The 17,879-nt window shown below is 57.2% G+C and carries 28 protein-coding genes; 27 read left to right on the top strand and 1 reads right to left on the bottom strand.

What is annotated here, in order from left to right; translation table 11 throughout:
• The first annotated feature begins 13 nt into the window (after positions 1–13).
• The 24 genes from rpsQ to ACEVJK_RS11665 all read left to right on the top strand — a co-directional run bounded on the left by rpsQ (position 14) and on the right by ACEVJK_RS11665 (position 13,484).
• Entirely contained in the window at positions 14–274 is a 261-nt protein-coding gene (rpsQ, locus tag ACEVJK_RS11780) for a 30S ribosomal protein S17 (RefSeq protein ID WP_023346506.1), read from the top strand.
• Between the two features lie 12 nt (positions 275–286).
• Positions 287–655, top strand: a complete 369-nt coding sequence (gene rplN / locus ACEVJK_RS11775) for a 50S ribosomal protein L14 (RefSeq protein WP_147572417.1) — start codon at positions 287–289, stop codon at positions 653–655.
• A gap of 15 nt (positions 656–670) precedes the next feature.
• Positions 671–988 carry a 50S ribosomal protein L24 gene (gene rplX / locus ACEVJK_RS11770; protein ID WP_147572416.1) on the top strand — a complete coding sequence of 106 codons (318 nt, stop codon included), beginning with the start codon at positions 671–673 and terminating at the stop codon, positions 986–988.
• Between the two features lie 20 nt (positions 989–1,008).
• The gene (gene rplE, locus ACEVJK_RS11765; RefSeq protein WP_147572415.1) at positions 1,009–1,560 is read left to right on the top strand and encodes a 50S ribosomal protein L5; all 552 of its coding nucleotides are present in this window, start codon (positions 1,009–1,011) and stop codon (positions 1,558–1,560) included.
• A gap of 15 nt (positions 1,561–1,575) precedes the next feature.
• Positions 1,576–1,761, top strand: a complete 186-nt coding sequence (locus ACEVJK_RS11760; RefSeq protein ID WP_147572414.1) for a type Z 30S ribosomal protein S14 — start codon at positions 1,576–1,578, stop codon at positions 1,759–1,761.
• A 704-nt stretch (positions 1,762–2,465) separates the two neighbouring features.
• Positions 2,466–2,864, top strand: coding sequence for a 30S ribosomal protein S8 (gene rpsH / locus ACEVJK_RS11755; protein ID WP_147572413.1), 399 nt, complete (start codon positions 2,466–2,468; stop codon positions 2,862–2,864).
• Between the two features lie 14 nt (positions 2,865–2,878).
• A complete protein-coding gene (rplF, locus tag ACEVJK_RS11750; protein WP_147572412.1) occupies positions 2,879–3,424 on the top strand; it encodes a 50S ribosomal protein L6 in 546 nt (181 codons plus the stop codon).
• A gap of 17 nt (positions 3,425–3,441) precedes the next feature.
• Entirely contained in the window at positions 3,442–3,801 is a 360-nt protein-coding gene (gene rplR, locus ACEVJK_RS11745; RefSeq protein ID WP_147572411.1) for a 50S ribosomal protein L18, read from the top strand.
• Positions 3,802–3,819: 18 nt separating this feature from the next.
• Complete coding sequence (gene rpsE / locus ACEVJK_RS11740) at positions 3,820–4,320, top strand: 30S ribosomal protein S5 (RefSeq protein ID WP_147572410.1); 501 nt, start codon at positions 3,820–3,822, stop codon at positions 4,318–4,320.
• A gap of 14 nt (positions 4,321–4,334) precedes the next feature.
• Positions 4,335–4,517, top strand: a complete 183-nt coding sequence (rpmD, locus tag ACEVJK_RS11735) for a 50S ribosomal protein L30 (RefSeq protein ID WP_050623215.1) — start codon at positions 4,335–4,337, stop codon at positions 4,515–4,517.
• A 15-nt stretch (positions 4,518–4,532) separates the two neighbouring features.
• Positions 4,533–4,973: a 50S ribosomal protein L15 gene (gene rplO / locus ACEVJK_RS11730; protein WP_147572409.1), complete on the top strand. Its 441-nt coding sequence runs from the start codon at positions 4,533–4,535 to the stop codon at positions 4,971–4,973.
• A gap of 1 nt (position 4,974) precedes the next feature.
• Positions 4,975–6,357, top strand: a complete 1,383-nt coding sequence (gene secY / locus ACEVJK_RS11725; RefSeq protein WP_374740660.1) for a preprotein translocase subunit SecY — start codon at positions 4,975–4,977, stop codon at positions 6,355–6,357.
• A 22-nt stretch (positions 6,358–6,379) separates the two neighbouring features.
• Positions 6,380–7,012 (top strand): adenylate kinase, encoded by a 633-nt coding sequence (locus ACEVJK_RS11720; protein WP_186852959.1) that lies wholly within the window; start codon positions 6,380–6,382, stop codon positions 7,010–7,012.
• An 11-nt stretch (positions 7,013–7,023) separates the two neighbouring features.
• Positions 7,024–7,788 carry a type I methionyl aminopeptidase gene (gene map, locus ACEVJK_RS11715; protein WP_147572407.1) on the top strand — a complete coding sequence of 255 codons (765 nt, stop codon included), beginning with the start codon at positions 7,024–7,026 and terminating at the stop codon, positions 7,786–7,788.
• Complete coding sequence (locus tag ACEVJK_RS11710; protein ID WP_147572406.1) at positions 7,781–8,080, top strand: KOW domain-containing RNA-binding protein; 300 nt, start codon at positions 7,781–7,783, stop codon at positions 8,078–8,080. Before map ends, ACEVJK_RS11710 begins: the two co-directional genes overlap by 8 nt.
• Complete coding sequence (gene infA / locus ACEVJK_RS11705) at positions 8,067–8,285, top strand: translation initiation factor IF-1 (RefSeq protein WP_020989775.1); 219 nt, start codon at positions 8,067–8,069, stop codon at positions 8,283–8,285. Before ACEVJK_RS11710 ends, infA begins: the two co-directional genes overlap by 14 nt.
• Positions 8,286–8,532: 247 nt before the next feature.
• Positions 8,533–8,646, top strand: a complete 114-nt coding sequence (gene rpmJ, locus ACEVJK_RS11700) for a 50S ribosomal protein L36 (RefSeq protein WP_008982609.1) — start codon at positions 8,533–8,535, stop codon at positions 8,644–8,646.
• Positions 8,647–8,664: 18 nt separating this feature from the next.
• Entirely contained in the window at positions 8,665–9,033 is a 369-nt protein-coding gene (rpsM, locus tag ACEVJK_RS11695; protein WP_147572405.1) for a 30S ribosomal protein S13, read from the top strand.
• 14 nt (positions 9,034–9,047) lie between these two features.
• The gene (gene rpsK, locus ACEVJK_RS11690; protein ID WP_147572404.1) at positions 9,048–9,449 is read left to right on the top strand and encodes a 30S ribosomal protein S11; all 402 of its coding nucleotides are present in this window, start codon (positions 9,048–9,050) and stop codon (positions 9,447–9,449) included.
• A gap of 22 nt (positions 9,450–9,471) precedes the next feature.
• Positions 9,472–10,074: a 30S ribosomal protein S4 gene (gene rpsD / locus ACEVJK_RS11685; protein WP_147572403.1), complete on the top strand. Its 603-nt coding sequence runs from the start codon at positions 9,472–9,474 to the stop codon at positions 10,072–10,074.
• A 134-nt stretch (positions 10,075–10,208) separates the two neighbouring features.
• Complete coding sequence (locus ACEVJK_RS11680) at positions 10,209–11,159, top strand: DNA-directed RNA polymerase subunit alpha (RefSeq protein WP_147572402.1); 951 nt, start codon at positions 10,209–10,211, stop codon at positions 11,157–11,159.
• Between the two features lie 189 nt (positions 11,160–11,348).
• Positions 11,349–11,693 (top strand): 50S ribosomal protein L17, encoded by a 345-nt coding sequence (gene rplQ, locus ACEVJK_RS11675; RefSeq protein WP_147572401.1) that lies wholly within the window; start codon positions 11,349–11,351, stop codon positions 11,691–11,693.
• A 161-nt stretch (positions 11,694–11,854) separates the two neighbouring features.
• The gene (locus ACEVJK_RS11670; RefSeq protein WP_186852897.1) at positions 11,855–12,676 is read left to right on the top strand and encodes an amidohydrolase family protein; all 822 of its coding nucleotides are present in this window, start codon (positions 11,855–11,857) and stop codon (positions 12,674–12,676) included.
• A gap of 301 nt (positions 12,677–12,977) precedes the next feature.
• Positions 12,978–13,484: a hypothetical protein gene (locus ACEVJK_RS11665; protein ID WP_186852896.1), complete on the top strand. Its 507-nt coding sequence runs from the start codon at positions 12,978–12,980 to the stop codon at positions 13,482–13,484.
• An 81-nt stretch (positions 13,485–13,565) separates the two neighbouring features.
• Here the strand turns inward: ACEVJK_RS11665 and ACEVJK_RS11660 are convergent, their stop codons facing one another.
• Positions 13,566–16,520 (bottom strand): S-layer homology domain-containing protein, encoded by a 2,955-nt coding sequence (locus tag ACEVJK_RS11660; protein WP_374740659.1) that lies wholly within the window; start codon positions 16,518–16,520, stop codon positions 13,566–13,568.
• Positions 16,521–17,071: 551 nt separating this feature from the next.
• Here ACEVJK_RS11660 and ACEVJK_RS11655 point away from each other — a divergent pair.
• From ACEVJK_RS11655 to ACEVJK_RS11645, 3 genes are all read left to right on the top strand, one after another.
• Positions 17,072–17,200 carry a hypothetical protein gene (locus ACEVJK_RS11655; protein ID WP_374740657.1) on the top strand — a complete coding sequence of 43 codons (129 nt, stop codon included), beginning with the start codon at positions 17,072–17,074 and terminating at the stop codon, positions 17,198–17,200.
• A 102-nt stretch (positions 17,201–17,302) separates the two neighbouring features.
• Positions 17,303–17,566 (top strand): phage ORF5 protein, encoded by a 264-nt coding sequence (locus ACEVJK_RS11650; RefSeq protein ID WP_374740655.1) that lies wholly within the window; start codon positions 17,303–17,305, stop codon positions 17,564–17,566.
• Positions 17,559–17,720, top strand: a complete 162-nt coding sequence (locus tag ACEVJK_RS11645; RefSeq protein ID WP_374740653.1) for a hypothetical protein — start codon at positions 17,559–17,561, stop codon at positions 17,718–17,720. The genes ACEVJK_RS11650 and ACEVJK_RS11645 overlap by 8 nt, the downstream gene beginning before the upstream one ends.
• Positions 17,721–17,879: the final 159 nt, after the last annotated feature.

Raw genomic sequence — 17,879 nt, 5'->3', positions numbered from 1 at the left:
GGAGGAATAGAAGATGGAAAACAGAACTTCTTCTCGTAAGACCAGAGTCGGCCTGGTGGTTTCGGACAAGATGGATAAGACCGTTGTGGTCGCCATCGCCGACCGCGTGGCCCATCCTCTGTATAAGAAGATCGTGAAGAGAACCTATAAGCTGAAGGCCCATGATGAGAACAACCAGTGTGGCGTGGGTGACCGCGTCAAGGTCATGGAGACCCGCCCCTTGTCCAAGGACAAGCGCTGGCGCGTGGTTGAGATCATCGAGAAAGCGAAGTAAGGAGGTGTCGGTATGATTCAGGAAGAAAGCTATCTGAAGGTGGCCGATAATACCGGCGCCAAGGAGATCAAGACCATCCGGGTGCTGGGCGGCTCCAAGCGCAAGTTCGGCAACATCGGTGATGTGGTGGTCGCCTCCGTCCGCAAGGCCGCTCCCGGCGGCACTGTTAAGAAGGGCGAAGTGGTCAAGGCCGTCATCGTCCGTTCCGCCAAGGGCGTCCGCCGCGCCGACGGCTCCTATGTCCGTTTCGACGACAACGCCGCCGTCCTCATCAAGGACGATAAGAATCCCCGCGGCACCCGTATCTTTGGCCCAGTGGCCCGTGAGCTGCGCGACAAGGACTATATGAAGATCTTGTCCCTGGCTCCCGAAGTGCTGTAAGGGAGGGCAATGAAGATGAATAAGATGAGCATCAAGAAGGACGACCTGGTTGTCGTCCTGTCCGGCAAGGACAAGGGCAAGCAGGGCAAGGTCCTGGAGGTCATGCCCAAGGACGGCAAGGTCATTGTTGAGAAGATCAACATGGTCTCTCGCCACACCAAGCCACGCAAGCAGGGCGATCAGGGCGGTATCCTGCAGAAAGAGGCTCCCCTCTACGCCTGCAAGGTGCAGCGTGTCTGCCCCAAGTGCAACAAGCCCACCCGTCCGGCCCACAAGCTGCTGGCTGACGGCAAGAAGGTCCGCGTCTGCAAGAAGTGCGGCGCCGAGATTTAAGAGAGGAGGAACGATTCGAAATGGCTAATACCCCTAACCTGAAGAAGCTGTACCAGGACGAGGTCGCTCCTGCTCTGATGCAGAAGTTCGGCTATAAGTCCGTGATGCAGATCCCCCGCCTGGAGAAGATCGTGGTCAACGTTGGCTGCAGCGAGGCCCGTGAGAACGCCAAGGTGCTGGATGCCGTGGTCAATGACCTGACCACCATCACCGGCCAGAAGGCCGTTATCACCAAGGCCAAGAAGTCTGTGGCCAACTTCAAGCTCCGTGAAGGTATGCCCATTGGAGCGAAAGTTACCCTGCGGGGCAACAAGATGTGGGAGTTCCTGGACCGCCTGTTCAATGTGGCCCTGCCCCGTGTCCGTGACTTCCGCGGCATCTCCGCCGACGCCTTCGACGGCCGCGGCAACTACGCCCTGGGCGTGAAGGAGCAGCTGATCTTCCCCGAGATCGAGTACGACAAGATCGACAAGATCCGCGGCATGGACATCGTGGTGTGTACCACCGCTAAGACCGATGAGGAGGCCCGTGAGCTGCTGAAGCTGGTGGGCGCTCCCTTTGCCGGCCGCTAAGGAGGAGGAAGAGTTATGGCTAAGAAATCTATGATCCTGAAGCAGCAGCGTGCGCCCAAGTTCTCTAGTCGGCAGTACAACCGCTGCAAGCTGTGCGGTCGTCCCCACGCCTATCTCCGGGACTACGGCATCTGCCGTATCTGCTTCCGTGAGCTGGCCTATAAGGGCGAAATCCCCGGCGTGAAGAAGGCATCCTGGTAATCTTTCTGTTATGCTTTGGTTGGGGCGGCCTGCCGTACAATAAGTGCGGCGGCGGCCCCCATCACCGAACAAAATCGTTTCCAGGAAGAAGGCGCCTTTTTTCAAGGCGCTCCGCCCTCCCTCTTAGGAGAAGCGCGACAAAATCTGCGGTTTTTACAGTCCGGAACGTGGGAAATTTCCCCGTTCCGGCGTAAATCTCTCCACCTGCCCGTGTGTGCGAGGCAAAAAAACCTTGCTATATCAGGCTGTATGGAGTATAATAAATTGTTGTCGCCCCTTGGAAATGACACAATAAACTCCCAACGTAGTCGGGAGTGCGCACCCGGAACCGCCAGTCAGAAAAAGATTGGCGGCTGCGGGGATTTGTCCTGTCCCCTATCAAAGACCGGAGACCGGCGCCGAAAGCGCTCCGTCCGGAAGTGGGACAGGGTATCCAGGTCGATCCCACCTCAGGTGGTATTGATAACTGCGCCTGCCCCAACCAGGCGCAAAGACGGTCAACAGGTCGGGAACCACCTAATTCTCGATACCTTGCCGTCTGTACCGGGAAGTGCTGCGTCGCTTTGGAAAGCGCGGTGAGACCAAAGAGAGGGACACAAATCAGAAGGGTCCGCTCAGACGATTGTGTTCTGATATGGAGGAAAGCTGTGTGCTCCCAGGGTAACAATGCACGACAAGGTAAACTTATATAGGAGGTAAACTTCATGCACATCACCGATCCCATTGCGGATATGCTGACCCGCATCCGCAACGCGAACAACGCCAAGCATGACACCGTGGACGTCCCCGCGTCCAACATGAAGAAGGCCATCGCGCAGATCCTGCTGGATGAGGGCTATATCAAGAACTTCCAGCTGATCGACGACGGCACTCAGGGCGTAATCCGCGTCACTCTGAAGTACAATGCCGGCAAGGAAAAGGTCATCTCCGGTCTGCGCCGGGTGTCCAAGCCCGGTCTGCGCGTCTATGCCGGCGCCGATGAGCTGCCCCGTGTTCTGCACGGCCTGGGCATCGCCATCGTATCCACGTCCAAGGGCGTCATGACCGATAAGGCCGCTCGTGCGGCCCATGTCGGCGGCGAAGTCCTGGCATTCGTCTGGTAAGGAGGGTCATAGGAATGTCTAGAATTGGTAGAGCTCCTATCGCCATTCCCGCCGGAGTGGAGATCAAGGTAGAGGACAACAACGTTGTCACTGTCAAGGGTCCCAAGGGCACCCTGACCCAGCAGTTTAACCCCAACATGGCTATCGCCATGGAAGAGGGCGCACTGCACGTCACCCGTCCCAATGACGCCAAGGAAAACCGTGCCCTGCACGGCCTGACCCGCACCCTCATCCACAACATGGTGGTGGGCGTCACCGAGGGCTACAAGAAGGAGCTGGACGTCAATGGCGTCGGCTATCGTGTGGCCAAGGAGGGCAACAAGCTGGTCATGAACCTGGGCTACTCCCACCAGGTGGTCGTGGAGGAGATCCCCGGCATTGAGATCGAGGTCCCCGGCCCCAACAAGATCATTATCCACGGCTGCGACAAGCAGCAGGTGGGCCAGTTTGCCGCCGAAGTGAGAGAGAAGCGTCCCCCTGAGCCTTACAAGGGCAAGGGCATCAAGTATACAGACGAGGTCATCCGCCGCAAGGCTGGTAAGACCGGCGCCAAGAAGTAAGAAGGAGGTGTGCCACTATGATCAACAGACCCGATACTCGTTCTCAGCGTATCAAGCGCCACAAGCGCGTGCGTGCTAAAATCTCCGGCACGCCCGAGCGTCCCCGGCTGAACGTATTTCGCAGCGAAACCAATATTTACGCCCAGATTATTGACGATGTGAGCGGAAAGACCCTGGTTTCTGCGTCTTCCCTGGAGAAGGACTTTGCCTGCGAGGGCACCAAGACCGACGCCGCCAAGCAGGTGGGCGTCACTGTGGCTGAACGTGCCAAGGCCAAGGGCATCGAGAACGTGGTCTTTGACCGCGGCGGCTATGTCTATCACGGCCGCGTGAAGGCTCTGGCCGAGGGCGCCCGTGAGGGCGGCTTGCAGTTCTAAGGGAGGAGGAAACGATAAATGGCTAGATTTGAGAGAGAACCCAGCGAGTTCGTGGAGAAGCTCGTTTCCCTGAACCGCGTGTCCAAGACCGTCAAGGGCGGTCGTGTCATGAAGTTCGCCGCCCTGATGGTGGTGGGCGATGAGAAGGGCCGCGTAGGCTTCGGCACCGGTAAGGCCGCCGAGGTCCCTGAGGCCATCCGCAAGGGCATCGAGGATGCCAAGAAGCACATGGTCAACGTGTCCCTGTCCGGCACTACTATCCCCCACGAGGTGATTGGTGAGTTCGGCGCCGGCCGCGTGCTGATGAAGCCCGCTGCCCCCGGTACCGGCGTTATCGCCGGCGGCCCGGTCCGTGCCGTTATGGAGGCTGTCGGAATTAAGGATATCCGTACTAAGTGCCTGCGCTCCAACAACCCGCAGAATGTGGTCTCCGCGACCTTCGAGGGCCTCAAGTCCCTGAAGAGCCCCGAGGAAGTGGCCCGTATCCGCGGCAAGAGCGTGGAAGAGATCGTGGGTTAAGGAGGGCGTTCACCATGGCTAATCTGAACATCAAGCTGGTCAAGAGCCTGAACGGCCGCATCGCCAAGCATCAGGCGACCGCCGAGGCCCTGGGCCTCCGTAAGATCGGCGATACCACCGTGCAGCCCGACAACGCGGCTACCCGCGGCAAGATCGCCCACATCGGGTACCTGCTCCAGGTCACCGAGGAAAACTAAAAGGAGGCGCGACACATGAATCTGCATGAACTTTCCCCCGCCGCCGGCTCCAACACCAAGGCCTACCGCAAGGGCCGGGGCGCCGGCTCCGGCAATGGTAAGACCGGCGGCCGCGGCCAGAAGGGCCAGTGGGCCCGCTCCGGCGGCGGCGTCCGCGTGGGATTTGAGGGTGGCCAGATGCCTCTGAGCCGCCGTATCCCCAAGCGCGGTTTTAACAACATCTTTGCGAAACCCCTGGAGGCCATCAATGTCTCTGCCCTCGATAAGTTTGAGGACGGAGCTGTGGTCGATGCCAAGGCTCTGCTGGAGAAGGGTATCCTCTCCAAGTGCGAGTACGGCGTCAAGATCCTGGGCAACGGCCAGATTTCTAAGAAGCTGACCGTCCAGGCTTCCGCCTTCTCCGCCTCCGCTAAGGAAAAGATCGAAGCTGCGGGTGGTAAGGCGGAGGTGATCTGACATGATCCAGACGATCCGTAACGCATGGTCCGTCCCTGAGCTGCGGAAGAAGATCCTGTTCACCATCTTTGCCCTGCTTATCTTCCGTCTGGGTTCGGCTATCCCTGTTCCCTATATCAATTCCGAGCAGCTGGGATTCTATCTGGAGGCTCAGAGCGGTACGATTCTGGGCCTGATGAACGCCATGAGCGGCTCCGCCTTCTCTATGGCGACGGTCTTTGCCCTGTCCATCCAGCCCTATATCAACAGCTCCATTATCATCCAGCTGCTGACGGTGGCCATTCCTGCTTTGGAGCGGTTGGCTAAGGAGGGCGGCGAGGAGGGCCGGAAGAAGATCGCCTCTATCACCCGTTATACCACCGTGGCCATCGCACTGCTACAAGGTTTTGGTTATTACTCCCTGATCAACAGCTATGGTCTGGTCCAGGGCGGCAGCCTGAACGCTTTCTGGGTTGGAGCGGTCATCGTCCTCTCCTTTACCGCCGGCTCCGCCTTCCTGATGTGGCTGGGTGAGCAGATCACTGAGTTCGGCATTGGAAATGGTATCTCCATCATCCTGTTCGCCGGCATCGTGTCCCGCTTCCCCACCATGGTGACTGACAGCATAAAGGGTGTAACCATCTGGAACAGCGTCCAGGACGGCACTATGACCATGGATACGCTGACCGCGGCCGGCATGACCACTCAGCAGGCTGAGGCCCAGCTGAAACTGGCCCTGGCTCCTTGGATGATCCCGGTCATCGTTATCGGCCTGCTGGCTCTGGTGGTGTTCATCGTGTTCATCTCCAACGCCGAGCGCCGCCTGCCTGTCCAGTATGCCAAGCGGGTAGTTGGCCGGAAGATGTATGGCGGCCAGTCCACCCATATCCCCATGAAGGTGAATATGTCCGGCGTCATGCCTATCATCTTTGCCCAGTCCATCGCCTCCCTGCCCGCCACCATCGGCGCCTTTACCGGGGCTACCGTGGAGAGCGCTGGCTTTGGCGGAGCCATGATGCGGCTGTTCGACACCAGCAAACCCTTCTACTCCGTGCTGTATTTCTTCCTGATCGTTGGCTTCAGCTACTTCTACGCCAGCATGACCTTCAACCCCATTGAGGTGTCCAATAACCTGAAGAAGAACGGAGGCTTCATCCCCGGCATCCGGCCCGGTAAGCCAACTGCCGACTTCATCACCCGGGTGTTGTCCAAGATCACTATGTTTGGCGCTCTGTATCTGTCTGTCATTGCCATCGCCCCCATTATCACTGGAAATATCGTGGGCTATAGTTCTCTGGCGATCGGCGGCACCTCAGTCATCATCGTGGTGGGCGTGGCCCTGGAGACCGTCAAGCAGCTGGAAGCCCAGATGCTGATGCGGCATTACAAGGGTTTCCTTGAATAAGCGGGAGGTTGGAGATATGGGAATGAAGCTGATCCTGCTGGGCGCTCCGGGCGCCGGCAAAGGAACTCAGGCTGAGATCCTCAGCGCCAAGCTGGGAATCCCGACCATCTCCACCGGCAATATTCTGCGTGCCGCCATCAAGGAAGGCACATCCATCGGCTTAGAGGCCAAGTCCTATATGGATGCGGGCAAGCTGGTCCCCGATTCCGTTATCATCGGCATCGTTGCCCAGCGGTTGGAGCAGCCTGACTGCTCCGGGGGCTTCATCCTGGACGGAGTGCCCCGCACCATTGGCCAGGCCCAGGCTTTGGCCCAGGCAGGTGTGACCTTTGACCATGTGGTGTCCATCGAGATCTCCGATGGGGAGATCGAAGAACGCATGACCGGCCGCCGGGTCTGCCAGAACTGCGGCGCGCCCTACCATGTGAAGGCCAAGCCCCCTAAAGTGGAAGGTGTGTGCGACACCTGTGGCGGACCCCTGGTACAGCGGGAGGACGACAAGCCGGAGACTGTGCGCCACCGGCTGGAGGTCTACCACGCTGAGACCGAGCCCCTGAAGGGCTACTATGAGGAGAAGGGTATCCTGACCCCCGTAGATAATCAGTCTACCATTGAGGATACCACCAAAGCGATCATGGAGGCCCTGAGTATCTGATGGGTTTGGAAATGATTTCACTAAAATCTCCCCGAGAGATCGAGGCCATGCGCCGGGCTGGGCGCCTTACCGCCCAGGCCCGGGCTCTGGCTGGCTCTATGATCAGACCCGGAGTCACGACCCATGAGATCGATACAGCGGTCCGCCGCTTTATCGAGAGCCATGGGGCCAAGCCCTCCTTCCTGGGATACGGCGGTTTTCCCGGCTCCGCTTGTATCTCGGTGAACGAGGAGGTTATCCACGGCATCCCTGGGCCCCGAAAGCTGAAGGAGGGCGACATCGTCAGCGTAGATGTGGGCGCCTTTATCGGCGGCTTCCATGGTGACTGCGCCGCCACCTACCCATGCGGGCAGGTGAGCGACGAGGCCAAGCGCCTGATTCAGGTCACCCAGCAGAGCTTCTGGGAGGGCATGAAATTTGCCCGCCAGGGTTGCCGGGTCTCTGACATCGGCCACGCGGTCCAGGTGTATGTAGAGGCCAACGGCTTTTCCGTCGTCCGGGATTTTGTGGGACATGGCGTGGGCGCCAGACTCCATGAGCCCCCGGAGGTACGCAACTTCGGACCTGCCGGCCACGGTCCCCGGCTTCAGCCTGGCATGACCCTGGCGGTAGAGCCTATGGTATGCGCCGGAGACTGGCGGGTGAAGGTGCTGTCAGACAAATGGACCACCGTCTCTCTGGATGGGTCCCTGACAGCCCACTATGAGAACAGTATCCTGATCACAGAAGAGGGCCCTGAGATCCTGACCGTCACAGAGGATGGAGCCTATGTATGATTATACGGGCTGGATCGTAGAGGCCGCCGCTGGCCGGGACAAGGGCGGAGTGTTCTGTGTGGTGGGAGTGGACCAGGAGCGGTCCATGTTGCTGCTGGCCGATGGAAAGCGCCGTAAGGTCGCCAATCCCAAGGTCAAAAAGCTGGGCCATGTGCTCCCTCTCACTGATATGGAGCATCCATTTGACCACCCGACCATCCAAGGGCTGAAACGCGGGACACCGCTGTCCGACAGAGCATTGAGAAGGGCGCTGGCCGCCTTCAAGGAGGGAAACACGCTTGGCGAAAGATGATATGATCGAGCTGGAGGGAGTCGTTACCGAATCCCTGCCCAATACCACCTTCCATGTGGATATTGGAAACGGACACATCATCCTGGCACATATTTCGGGCAAGCTGCGTATGAATTTCATCCGTATCCTGCCCGGCGATAAGGTGACGGTCCAGATGTCGCCTTACGACCTCACCCGAGGCCGTATTACCTGGAGATCTAAGTAACTATCAACGACCGAATCGTCCGGCTTTCTCCGGAAGCCTTGCCTTCCGGGGTCCGCCCAGACTCCCGTCCCCCCGCGGGGACAAGCGGCCGCAAGGCCGCTCCCAAATGCGAGCCCAGCGAAGCGGGTCGCATTTGGAGAGGAGAAACAGCGGAGTAACTGAGCCCTCACACACGTGTGGGGGCGAAGGATACGGAGCTTGTTTCGACGAGGAGGGGCCATCAAGGCATTCATAGGAGGTTTTAACAATGAAAGTCAGACCGTCCGTGAAGCCCATGTGCGAGAAGTGCAAAGTCATTAAGCGCAAGGGCAAAGTCATGGTTATTTGCGAAAACCCCAAGCATAAGCAAAGACAAGGTTAATTGGAGGTGCTGTAAAAAATGGCTCGTATTGCCGGTATTGACCTGCCGAGAGAGAAAAGAATCGAGATCGGCCTCACTTATATCTACGGCATTGGGCGCACCAGCGCCAACAAGATCCTGGCCCAGGCCGGGATTAACCCCGATACCCGTGTGAAGGACCTCACCGAGGAGGATGAGGCCAAGCTGCGCGAGGTTATCGGTCATGAGTATACGGTCGAGGGCGACCTGCGCCGCAACGTGGCGATGGACATTAAGCGGCTGACTGAAATCGGCTGCTACCGGGGCATCCGCCACCGCAAGGGGCTGCCTGTCCGCGGCCAGCGTTCCAAGACCAACGCCCGTACCCGTAAGGGTCCCAAGCGTACCGTAGCCAATAAGAAGAAGTAAGGGAGGGATATACAATGGCTGCTAATACCAAGGGTAAGAAAGTGGTGCGTAAGCGCCGCGAACGCAAGATCGTGGAGAAGGGCCAGGTGCATATCCGCTCCTCCTTCAACAATACCATGGTCACCGTCACTGACGCGCAGGGCAACGCCCTGTCCTGGGCCTCCTCCGGCGGTCTGGGTTTCCGTGGATCCCGTAAGTCCACCCCCTTCGCCGCTCAGACTGCCGCCGAAACGGCTGCAAAGGCTGCGATGGAATACGGCCTGAAATCCGTCGAGGTCTTCGTGAAGGGCCCCGGCGCCGGCCGTGAGGCCGCTATCCGCGCGCTGCAGGCCGTGGGCCTGGAGGTCACCATGATCAAGGATGTGACCCCGGTTCCCCATAACGGCTGCCGCCCGCCCAAGCGCCGCCGCGTCTGATCAGAGAAGGAGGTTATGACACATGGCTAGAAATATGCAGCCCATCGCTAAACGGTGCAAGGCTCTGAACCTGTCCCCTGCCGCTATGGGCTATGCCAAAAAGACTACCAATCGCAATCCCGGCGGGAATATGCGGAAGAAGAAGTCCGAGTATGCCCTGCAGCTGACCGAGAAGCAGAAGGTCAAGTTTGTCTATGGCATTATGGAAAAACAGTTCCATATGTACTATGAGAAGGCCTCTCGTATGCAGGGTAAGACCGGTGAGAACCTGCTGACCCTCATTGAGCGCCGTCTGGACAACGTGGTGTACCGTCTTGGCTTTGCTAAGACCCGCCGCGAGGCCCGCCAGCTGACTACCCATGGCCACTTCACTGTCAACGGCCAGCGGGTGGACATCCCCTCCTACCTGGTGAAGGTGGGCGACGTGATCGAGGTTCGGGAGAAGAGCCGCTCCTCCGTCAAGTTTAAGGGCCTGCTGGGTGAGGATGCCCCTATGGTCACTCTGCCCAAGTGGCTGACCCGTGACAAGAATACCCTCCAGGGTACTGTCGCTGCCATGCCCGCCCGGGACGACATCGACTTCCCCGTGGAAGAACACCTCATCGTCGAGCTGTATTCTAAGTAATCTATTTTTGCGGGTCTCTCCAGACGAGCTGGAGAGACCTGGCAAAAGACCAGACTTAGACAACCCTCAGATATTGGTGAGCTGAATCAGGCGGTGGCAAGTACACCGCCGAGAAAAGGAGGGTATCCTAGCATATGGTAGAAATCGAAAAGCCCCGCATCGAATGTGTGGAGAATCCCGGCGACGCCTCCTACGGCAAGTACGTTGTGGAACCCCTTGAGCGGGGTTATGGCACCACCTTGGGCAACTCCCTGCGTCGGATCCTGCTGTCCTCTCTGCCTGGTACCGCGGTGACCTCCATCAAGATCGCCGGTGTCCAGCACGAGTTTACCACTATCCCCGGCATCAAGGAGGACGTGACCGAGATCGTCCTGAACGTGAAGGGGATCATCGCCAAGCTGTACTGCGAGGGAGTGAAAACCGTCCACATCGAGGCCGCCGGGGAGTGCAAGGTCACCGCCGGTGACATCAAAGCGGACGCTGATGTGGAGATCCTGAATCCTGATCTCCATATCGCAACCCTGGGACCTGACGCCACCCTGTCGATGGAACTGACCCTGGCCCACGGCCGTGGCTATGTTTCCGCCGACAAGAACAAGCCGGCCCAGTCCATTATCGGGACCATCCCCGTAGACTCCATCTATACCCCCGTCCGTAAGGTCAATTACACCGTGGAGAACACCCGTGTGGGCGATGCCACGGACTATGACAAGCTGACGCTGGAGGTGTGGACCAACGGCACCATCGATGCTCGGGACGCTGTTTCCCTGGGGGCGCGCATCCTGTGCGACCACTTCACGCTGTTCACCGACCTGTCCGAGACCATGGGTAACAAGTCTACGGTGGTGGAGAAGGCGGAGACCCAGCGGGATAAGGTGATGGAGATGACCATCGATGACATGGATCTGTCTGTCCGCTCCTATAACTGCTTGAAGCGGGCCAACATCAATACGGTGGAGGACCTGATCTCCAAGACAGAGGAAGAGATGATGAAGGTTCGGAACCTGGGCCGTAAGTCCCTGGAAGAGGTTATTAACAAGCTGGCGATGATGGGCCTGTCCTTGGCCAGCGAGGAAAATAACTAAGAAGCGCCGAATCCTCAGACAAAAGAAGGAGTATCGTACTTCGCGATACTTCAAAGGACAGCCCGGAAGTAAGTAACGTTCCTGTCCGGGTGCGGGGTTCCTGTCCCCTCAGCGGGGTGTCCCGGCCCTAGTGGCCGAATGAACGAATTTATGGAGATCTCGCCACGCGAGGTCGGAGGAGTGTTTCTCATGTCTCAGAAGAACCGCAAGCTGGGCCGCACCAGCGATCAGCGCCGCGCTATGCTGCGCGCCATGGTCACCTACCTGCTGGAGAACGGCCAGATCAAGACCACTGTCACCCGTGCCAAGGAAGTGGCTCCCGTGGCCGAGAAGATGATCACCCTGGCCAAGGACAACACCCTGGCCTCCTACCGCCAGGCCCTGTCCTACATCACGAAGGAGGATGTGGCCAACAAGCTGTTTAAGGAGATCGGCCCCAAGTATGCCGAGCGTAACGGTGGTTACACCCGCGTCGTCCGCATCGGCCCCCGCCGCGGCGACGCCGCCGAGATGGCGATTATCCAGCTGGTGTGATAGACATTTGCAAGCCCCCTGGCATATGCCAGGGGGCTTTTGCGTCGACGGCGGCGGAAAACCAGGCGGGCGCATCCGGCGGGGAAAAGCAGCCAGCCCCCTTTTTTTGACCCGCGCTATCTGCTATAATAGAAAAAAACGTGCCAAAGGAGCGCCTTCCTATGAAAATCATTGATGCCCACCTCCATCTCTTTCCACCCGATGAGCGAACTAACGCCATGGCCCAGGGAGTGGGACATATCAACTCGGTGGACCACCTGCGGGATGTCTATGGGGAACTGGAGATGGTACATGGAGTGGTCATGGGCAACCGGAGCTTGGACCCGGTCTACCATGCCTATCCGGCTGATCTGTTCCACTACTGTATCGGGCTGGACAGCTCCCTGCTGGAGGGTGGAAAGCGGCTCATCCCGGATCTGGCTGACCGTGTGGAGGAGAACTTGAAGCGGGATAACTGCTGCGGGGTGAAGCTCTATCCGGGCTATAATAAGGTCTGGCTCACCGACCCTGTCTATGAGCCTGTCTACGCCCTGGCGGCCCGCTATGACAAGCCTGTGGCCGTCCATATGGGGCTGACCTCGTTTTCCCGGGCCCATCTGAAATACTGCCACCCCCTCGCCCTGGATGAAGCCGCCGCCGACCATCCAAAGACCCGGTTTGTCATGTGCCACTTTGGGAACCCTTTTTTAGAGGCGGCCGCAGCGGTGGTGGAGAAGAACCGGAACGTATCCGCGGACCTGTCCGGTCTGTTGGAGGGGCGGGTGAATCTGACGCACTATTTTCAGGAGCAGGCAGGCTATGTATCCCTTCTCCGGACCTGGCTTACCGCTATCCTCCAGTGGGATGATATTATGTATGGTACGGATTGGCCTATCGTCAATTTGGAGGAGTATATTCGCTTCATTCAGGGGATTGTACCAGAGGAGCATTGGGAAAAGGTGTTTTTCCATAACGCAAACCGGATCTATGGACTTGGTCTGTGACCAGGTATAAGAGAGGGCGGAACCCCCTGGAAGGGGGCCCGCCCTCTTTTGAAGATAATAATCCTGTAATTTCCAAAAAATGTATGAAACCGTCCCACTCCGGGGCGGTTTTTTGTGTTAGATAGAAGGGGTCACGCTGCGGCTCCGGCCCGACTGACCGGCAGAGGGGCGCATGCAGGGCATCACAACTAGGCGTGCCGTATTTTACAGGCCCCTTCAGACAATCCTGTCAAAGTGTATAAAAAAGGCGTACCCCGCAAAAGCCACACCCTTAACCTTACTCATTAAAGGAGGAACCATCATGTCAACCAACAAGACCCAACACTACCAGCTTAACCAATGGGAGGCGGAGGATAAGGTGCTCCGCACAGAGTTCAATGAGGACAATCAGAAGATAGACCAGGCGCTCCAGGAAAAGGCGGACCAGGAGGCGCTGACCGCCCTTCAAAGCCTAGTGTCTCAAAAGGCGGACAGTACCGACCTGGAGGAGATGCGGAGCAATTTAGTACAGATCGCGGCGGGGGCTTATACGGGGGACGGAGCGGCCAGCCGGCTGATCTCCCTTCCATTCTCACCTAAGGCGGTCTATCTGTGTGACAAGCAGGGCAGGACCTACGCCAGCGGCGCCAATCTGGCTGCTTACTATTACGGAGGACTGGCGGTAACTGGGAATCCGGCAACCGCTGGAGAGACCGCTTTGGTCACCTTGGAGGCGGGGGGCTTCCGGGTGGTACACAAAAGTTCGAACGGCGATTACTATGCCTCGAATGAAAAAAATACTGTATTTCACTATTTGGCCTTGGGATAAGAGGAAAAGCACCCCCGGAAATACCGGGGGTGCTTTCAGTTTAGGTGTCCAATCGCTCTAGAGTTCTAAAGAATAGAATTCTTAGGCCTCAGGAACGGTCATGGAGCCGGTGAAGAACTCGATATCACCGATGGTCTTGTTGCTCAGAGTCAGGGTGACACGGATCTTATCGCCGGAGGACAGCAGGTCGCTGCTGAAGTTGATGCCGTTGGAGTCAGCGACAACAGACTTCTCAGCGGTGAAGACCTCTTCCACAGTCTCCAGCTCATCCCAGCCCTTGTTGTAGAGCTCGATCTTGGCGGACAGGGTGACATCGCCCAGATTCTCGTAGTTCTCGCCGCCCTTCTGGACCTTGACATTCTTCAGAGTGAACTCGCCATTCTTATCAACGGTGAGCTCAATCTTCTTGCTAGCGAGAGAAACGACCTCGTAATCGCCGTTGTTGTTGTCGTCCTTATCAATCACGGTGTCCTCGTCGGGCACGATGACCAGAACGACCTCGGCCATAGGAGTATCGTCGCCGTCATCCTCAACGGTGACCACGAACACGCCGGTCAGGCCTTCCGCGTCGGTCTCGATGTCGCTGACACCGCCCACATAGACGGAGTCCACGTCGGTGTTGTCCTTCTTCAGCTCCACGACCACGAAGGTGGTGTCGTTGTTATAGCTGAAGTCAGACTGGCTGCCAGCGGTCAGGTTGCCCTTGCCGCTATTCAGGGACAGGATGTCCTTCTTGGCGTAGGTGGCATAGGACTCAAAGGCCTCCAGAGCGCCGCTCTCGTAGTCGCCCTTCTTGTCGGCAGTGGCGTCCACGACCAGCTTTACCTCGGTGGCGTGATCGTCGTTGTCACGCTTGGTGACCTGGTACAGGCCCTTGGTGACAATGTCGTCCTTAGCGGAGCTGCTGGAAACAATGAAGCCGCCCTCGACCTTCTCGCCGTTGATGTAGGCGCTGTTGTACTGGTACAGCTTGTCGCCGTTGTCGTTGACGACCTCAGGATCGGTGCCGCTGATGAAGACGAAGTCGTCGTCCTCGGCGGAGGAGCCGCTGGAGCTGGACATGAACAGGATGGTGATCACGCCGTCATCCTTCACAGCGGCACCCACGATGTCCTCCTGGCTGGAGACGTTCTTATAGCCAGTCCACACCTTGTCGTCGTCGGTGTTGATGAACACGGTGTCGCTGTCAGCGGTGCCGATACGGTCGCTGCCACGATACACGGAGGCGTTGTCGCGCTCCACCTTGCCCTTACCATTGGAGGCATCAAACAGGATCTGCTCGAAGTTAGCATAAGAGGCGGATTCCAGGTCGTACTCGCTGCCGCTCTGGTTCCACTTGTAGATGTGGCCGACAGTGGGGACGCGCTTGCTGGAATCGCTGGTGAAGTAGGCGTCGACACCGTCAATTTCGTCGATGTCGATCTTCTCCTCAGTGCCGTCAGCGAAGACGACCTTGGCGGACACGTCGCCATAGGCGGAGTCAACGCCAGTGACGAACAGGTAGTCGTCCACGGAGTCCTCAGCGCCCTCGATGGCCACGGCGTTGCCGTAGGTATCCAGGTACAGAACGACCTCGTTGTCGATGTCAGGGTTGGTGAAGTTGTCACCGTCGTCCAGGTTGACCAGGCCCTTAGCGGAATTGATCACGGTGGTGCAGTAAGCGCGGTTGTAGTTGTAGGTGGTGCCGTCCAGCTTCACATAGTCGTTGTCCTTGACGGAGCTGACGGTGCCCTCAACGATCTCGGCCTTGGCCATGGACTGAATCTCAGTTCCGCCGATGGTCAGGACCACGATGTCCTCCTTGGAGAACTTCTGATCGGTGTCAAACTCGTTCTCGGCCTTGGAGGGCTTATCGCTCTTGTAGGAAATGGTCACGGTGTAGTCGTCGCCATTGTCCTCCACCTTGGTGACCTCAGCCACGAAGGTGTCGATGATGGTCACAACGACATCTTCCTCAGTGGAGTCCACATACAGCTCGGTCAGCACGCCGTTGCCAGTCTCCTGCCAACGCTCGCTGCTGGTCTTGCCATAGTCCAGAACGTCCTTGCCGTTTACGCGGTCCATGTCCTCAACGATCTCGCCGTTGCGGTACACAGTCCACTTGTAGTTGTCATAGGCGGCGGAACCAGCGGCAGTGTACAGGTCCTTCTCGCTGACCTTGCCAGTCCAGGTCTGGTCGGCAGAGTCGGAGTAGGTGCCGATGGTAGAGCTCTTGTAGCTCCAGGTGGTGGCGGGGCGGCCGAAATCGTCGGTCTCGTCCTTGCACTCCAGGTCGCCGTCATACAGGTCCTCGCCCAGCTCCTTGGTGTAGCCGGAAACGTTGGACATGCTCAGGCCGGTGCGGTCGTCAATGGCCTTGTACATCTTGTCATTGCTGACCAGCTGATAGTACTTGACGCTGCCGCCGCTGACGGACACGCCGTTGCCATTGACATTGATGGTGTCGTTGTCAGCCTCAACCTGATAGGACTTCAGGGTGTTCAGAGCCAGCTGGGCAACATCGTTGCGGGTCATGGGGGCCACAGCGGTGGCGTTCACGTCCTTGTACAGGTCGATCTTGTTGGCCTCGCGGATGGTGGCCATCTGCCAGTCCTCGCCGAAATCGGACTGATACTGGAAGTAGCCCAGGGCCTTCATCATCATCAGAGCGGCCTGGGCGGCGGTGACGGAGTCGCTGCCGCCAAAGGTCTTGGCGTCGTAGCCGGAAATGATGCCGTGGGTGTAGCAGGCGGCCACATAGGGTTCAGCCCAGGAAGGCACGTCGGTAAAGGGAGCGGTGCCAGCGTAGTTGGACACCTTGTAGTCCAGCATGTTGGACATGATGACGGCCATCTCGTTGCGGGTGACGTTGGCGTCGGGGTTGAACTTGCCGTTCTCGTCGCCGGTCATGACACCGACTTTCTGGAGAACTTCGATGGCTTCCACGTTGTTTTCGGAAGACACATCGACGTAGCTCGCGCCGGAACCGACTACCATCAGGCCCATGACCATGACGGAAGCCAGAGCCAGGCTAAGAGCCCGCTTCAGGTTTCTCATTCGGGATTCCTCCTTAAATTTTTTCGGGGTGATTTCTTGAAAATCCCCCGCATTTTTGAGGTTTTGAGGACTTTTAGGGACACTTAGCCCTGTATAACTCCCCTCACATCCCGAGGATTTGTCCTAGTAGCCAATGTTTCTTGGGAAACCTGCGCATATGTGGCCCGATATGTTACGAAAAAGCTAACTGGTGAGGTAGCTAGTTTCTACAAAGAACACAACATTGAGCCACCTTTTAGTTTAATGTCACGAAAACCCGGTATTGGTAGAGGCTACTATGACAGCAATTTAGACAGTTTGTATGACTACGATTATATAAACGTGTCTACCAGACAAGGAGGTGTAAAGTTTAGGCCGCCCCGTTATTTTAACCGTCTGTTAGAGACAGACAATCCCGAATTATCAGAGAAGCTCCGTGAAGCCCGTAAGAACCTAGCGAAAGAGATATCCCGTTGTAAGCTCTCCCAGACCGACAAGCGTTATATGAACATGTTGGATACTGAGGAGGAAGTAAAACAAGAGGCTGTAAAGACATTAAGGAGGTCTAAGTTGTGAGTAAACATGATGAAATATTTAATGCTATTTTGGTTCTTTGGCGTGAGGAGTTAATAACTTCGAGTGAATGTGTTTCCCTTATTTTGAAAAATCGTAAGAGAAAGGATGAGTTTGAAAATGCGTAAACGTCAACCCCGAGCGAAAGACAAGCGTTACTTTCGTAGAACCGCATCCCAAGCCAAAGCTATCAACATTGACCCCAAAATCTATCGAGGAGGAATTAGACTATGATGTTCAACATTTATGCCGTCCGTGACGTGAAGGTAGGATTTCAGTCCATTACCATCCAGCCCAATGACCCCGTAGCCGCTCGTTCCTTTGAGAGCACTGTTATCAATTCCGATTCCGTTCTGTTCACCCATGCCGAGGACTTCTCTTTGTACCGTCTAGGCACTTGGGATAGTGATACCGGCCATATCATCCCGGAGGAACTTCCCGTCCTGATTCTGGAAGCTAAGACCTGTCTGCTAGGAGGTAAGAAGCATGTTTAGCTATTCCGTCTGCATGGCCAGTCTTGGCCGTATCCATACCTTTGGCCCTTATCGTACAATGCGTAAGGCCCATGAAGTATTTGATATTGTCACTAAGATTGCTCCGTCTGATGCCACTGTCAATATTATCTGCGAGGAGGATAAAAATGCCTAAGTTTGCTAATCAGTTTGAGCCACACGCCCGGATTCACGCTAATCCGGGCACTCCTGAAAAAGTCCTCTATGGTCCTGTGTTCGATGAGAATGGTACTCTAGATCTAGAGCCTAAAGGCAAGGAGAATCTGTATGACTATATCCAGTCCCACAAGGATTC

The sequence above is a fragment of the Flintibacter sp. P01028 genome (genome assembly GCF_041925235.1).
GTDB lineage: Bacteria > Bacillota > Clostridia > Oscillospirales > Oscillospiraceae > Lawsonibacter > Lawsonibacter aceti.
Note: the sequence above shows the minus strand (reverse complement) of the source record. Positions and strands in the feature narration are given on the sequence as shown.

Bases quoted from the DNA above. Each gene is read 5' to 3' on its own strand.
- rpmD (WP_050623215.1), top strand. From the start codon at position 4,335: ATGGCTAATCTGAACATCAAGCTGGTCAAGAGCCTGAACGGCCGCATC.
- secY (WP_374740660.1), top strand. From the start codon at position 4,975: ATGATCCAGACGATCCGTAACGCATGGTCCGTCCCTGAGCTGCGGAAG.
- rplF (WP_147572412.1), top strand. From the start codon at position 2,879: ATGTCTAGAATTGGTAGAGCTCCTATCGCCATTCCCGCCGGAGTGGAG.
- rpsK (WP_147572404.1), top strand. From the start codon at position 9,048: ATGGCTGCTAATACCAAGGGTAAGAAAGTGGTGCGTAAGCGCCGCGAA.
- rplR (WP_147572411.1), top strand. From the start codon at position 3,442: ATGATCAACAGACCCGATACTCGTTCTCAGCGTATCAAGCGCCACAAG.
- ACEVJK_RS11660 (WP_374740659.1), bottom strand. From the start codon at position 16,520: ATGAGAAACCTGAAGCGGGCTCTTAGCCTGGCTCTGGCTTCCGTCATG.
- rplE (WP_147572415.1), top strand. From the start codon at position 1,009: ATGGCTAATACCCCTAACCTGAAGAAGCTGTACCAGGACGAGGTCGCT.
- rpsH (WP_147572413.1), top strand. From the start codon at position 2,466: ATGCACATCACCGATCCCATTGCGGATATGCTGACCCGCATCCGCAAC.
- ACEVJK_RS11760 (WP_147572414.1), top strand. From the start codon at position 1,576: ATGGCTAAGAAATCTATGATCCTGAAGCAGCAGCGTGCGCCCAAGTTC.
- rplQ (WP_147572401.1), top strand. From the start codon at position 11,349: ATGTCTCAGAAGAACCGCAAGCTGGGCCGCACCAGCGATCAGCGCCGC.
- rplX (WP_147572416.1), top strand. From the start codon at position 671: ATGAATAAGATGAGCATCAAGAAGGACGACCTGGTTGTCGTCCTGTCC.
- ACEVJK_RS11680 (WP_147572402.1), top strand. From the start codon at position 10,209: ATGGTAGAAATCGAAAAGCCCCGCATCGAATGTGTGGAGAATCCCGGC.
- rpsQ (WP_023346506.1), top strand. From the start codon at position 14: ATGGAAAACAGAACTTCTTCTCGTAAGACCAGAGTCGGCCTGGTGGTT.
- rpsM (WP_147572405.1), top strand. From the start codon at position 8,665: ATGGCTCGTATTGCCGGTATTGACCTGCCGAGAGAGAAAAGAATCGAG.
- map (WP_147572407.1), top strand. From the start codon at position 7,024: ATGATTTCACTAAAATCTCCCCGAGAGATCGAGGCCATGCGCCGGGCT.
- rplN (WP_147572417.1), top strand. From the start codon at position 287: ATGATTCAGGAAGAAAGCTATCTGAAGGTGGCCGATAATACCGGCGCC.
- ACEVJK_RS11665 (WP_186852896.1), top strand. From the start codon at position 12,978: ATGTCAACCAACAAGACCCAACACTACCAGCTTAACCAATGGGAGGCG.
- ACEVJK_RS11650 (WP_374740655.1), top strand. From the start codon at position 17,303: ATGATGTTCAACATTTATGCCGTCCGTGACGTGAAGGTAGGATTTCAG.
- ACEVJK_RS11670 (WP_186852897.1), top strand. From the start codon at position 11,855: ATGAAAATCATTGATGCCCACCTCCATCTCTTTCCACCCGATGAGCGA.
- rpmJ (WP_008982609.1), top strand. From the start codon at position 8,533: ATGAAAGTCAGACCGTCCGTGAAGCCCATGTGCGAGAAGTGCAAAGTC.
- ACEVJK_RS11645 (WP_374740653.1), top strand. From the start codon at position 17,559: ATGTTTAGCTATTCCGTCTGCATGGCCAGTCTTGGCCGTATCCATACC.
- ACEVJK_RS11720 (WP_186852959.1), top strand. From the start codon at position 6,380: ATGAAGCTGATCCTGCTGGGCGCTCCGGGCGCCGGCAAAGGAACTCAG.
- ACEVJK_RS11710 (WP_147572406.1), top strand. From the start codon at position 7,781: ATGTATGATTATACGGGCTGGATCGTAGAGGCCGCCGCTGGCCGGGAC.
- rplO (WP_147572409.1), top strand. From the start codon at position 4,533: ATGAATCTGCATGAACTTTCCCCCGCCGCCGGCTCCAACACCAAGGCC.
- rpsE (WP_147572410.1), top strand. From the start codon at position 3,820: ATGGCTAGATTTGAGAGAGAACCCAGCGAGTTCGTGGAGAAGCTCGTT.
- rpsD (WP_147572403.1), top strand. From the start codon at position 9,472: ATGGCTAGAAATATGCAGCCCATCGCTAAACGGTGCAAGGCTCTGAAC.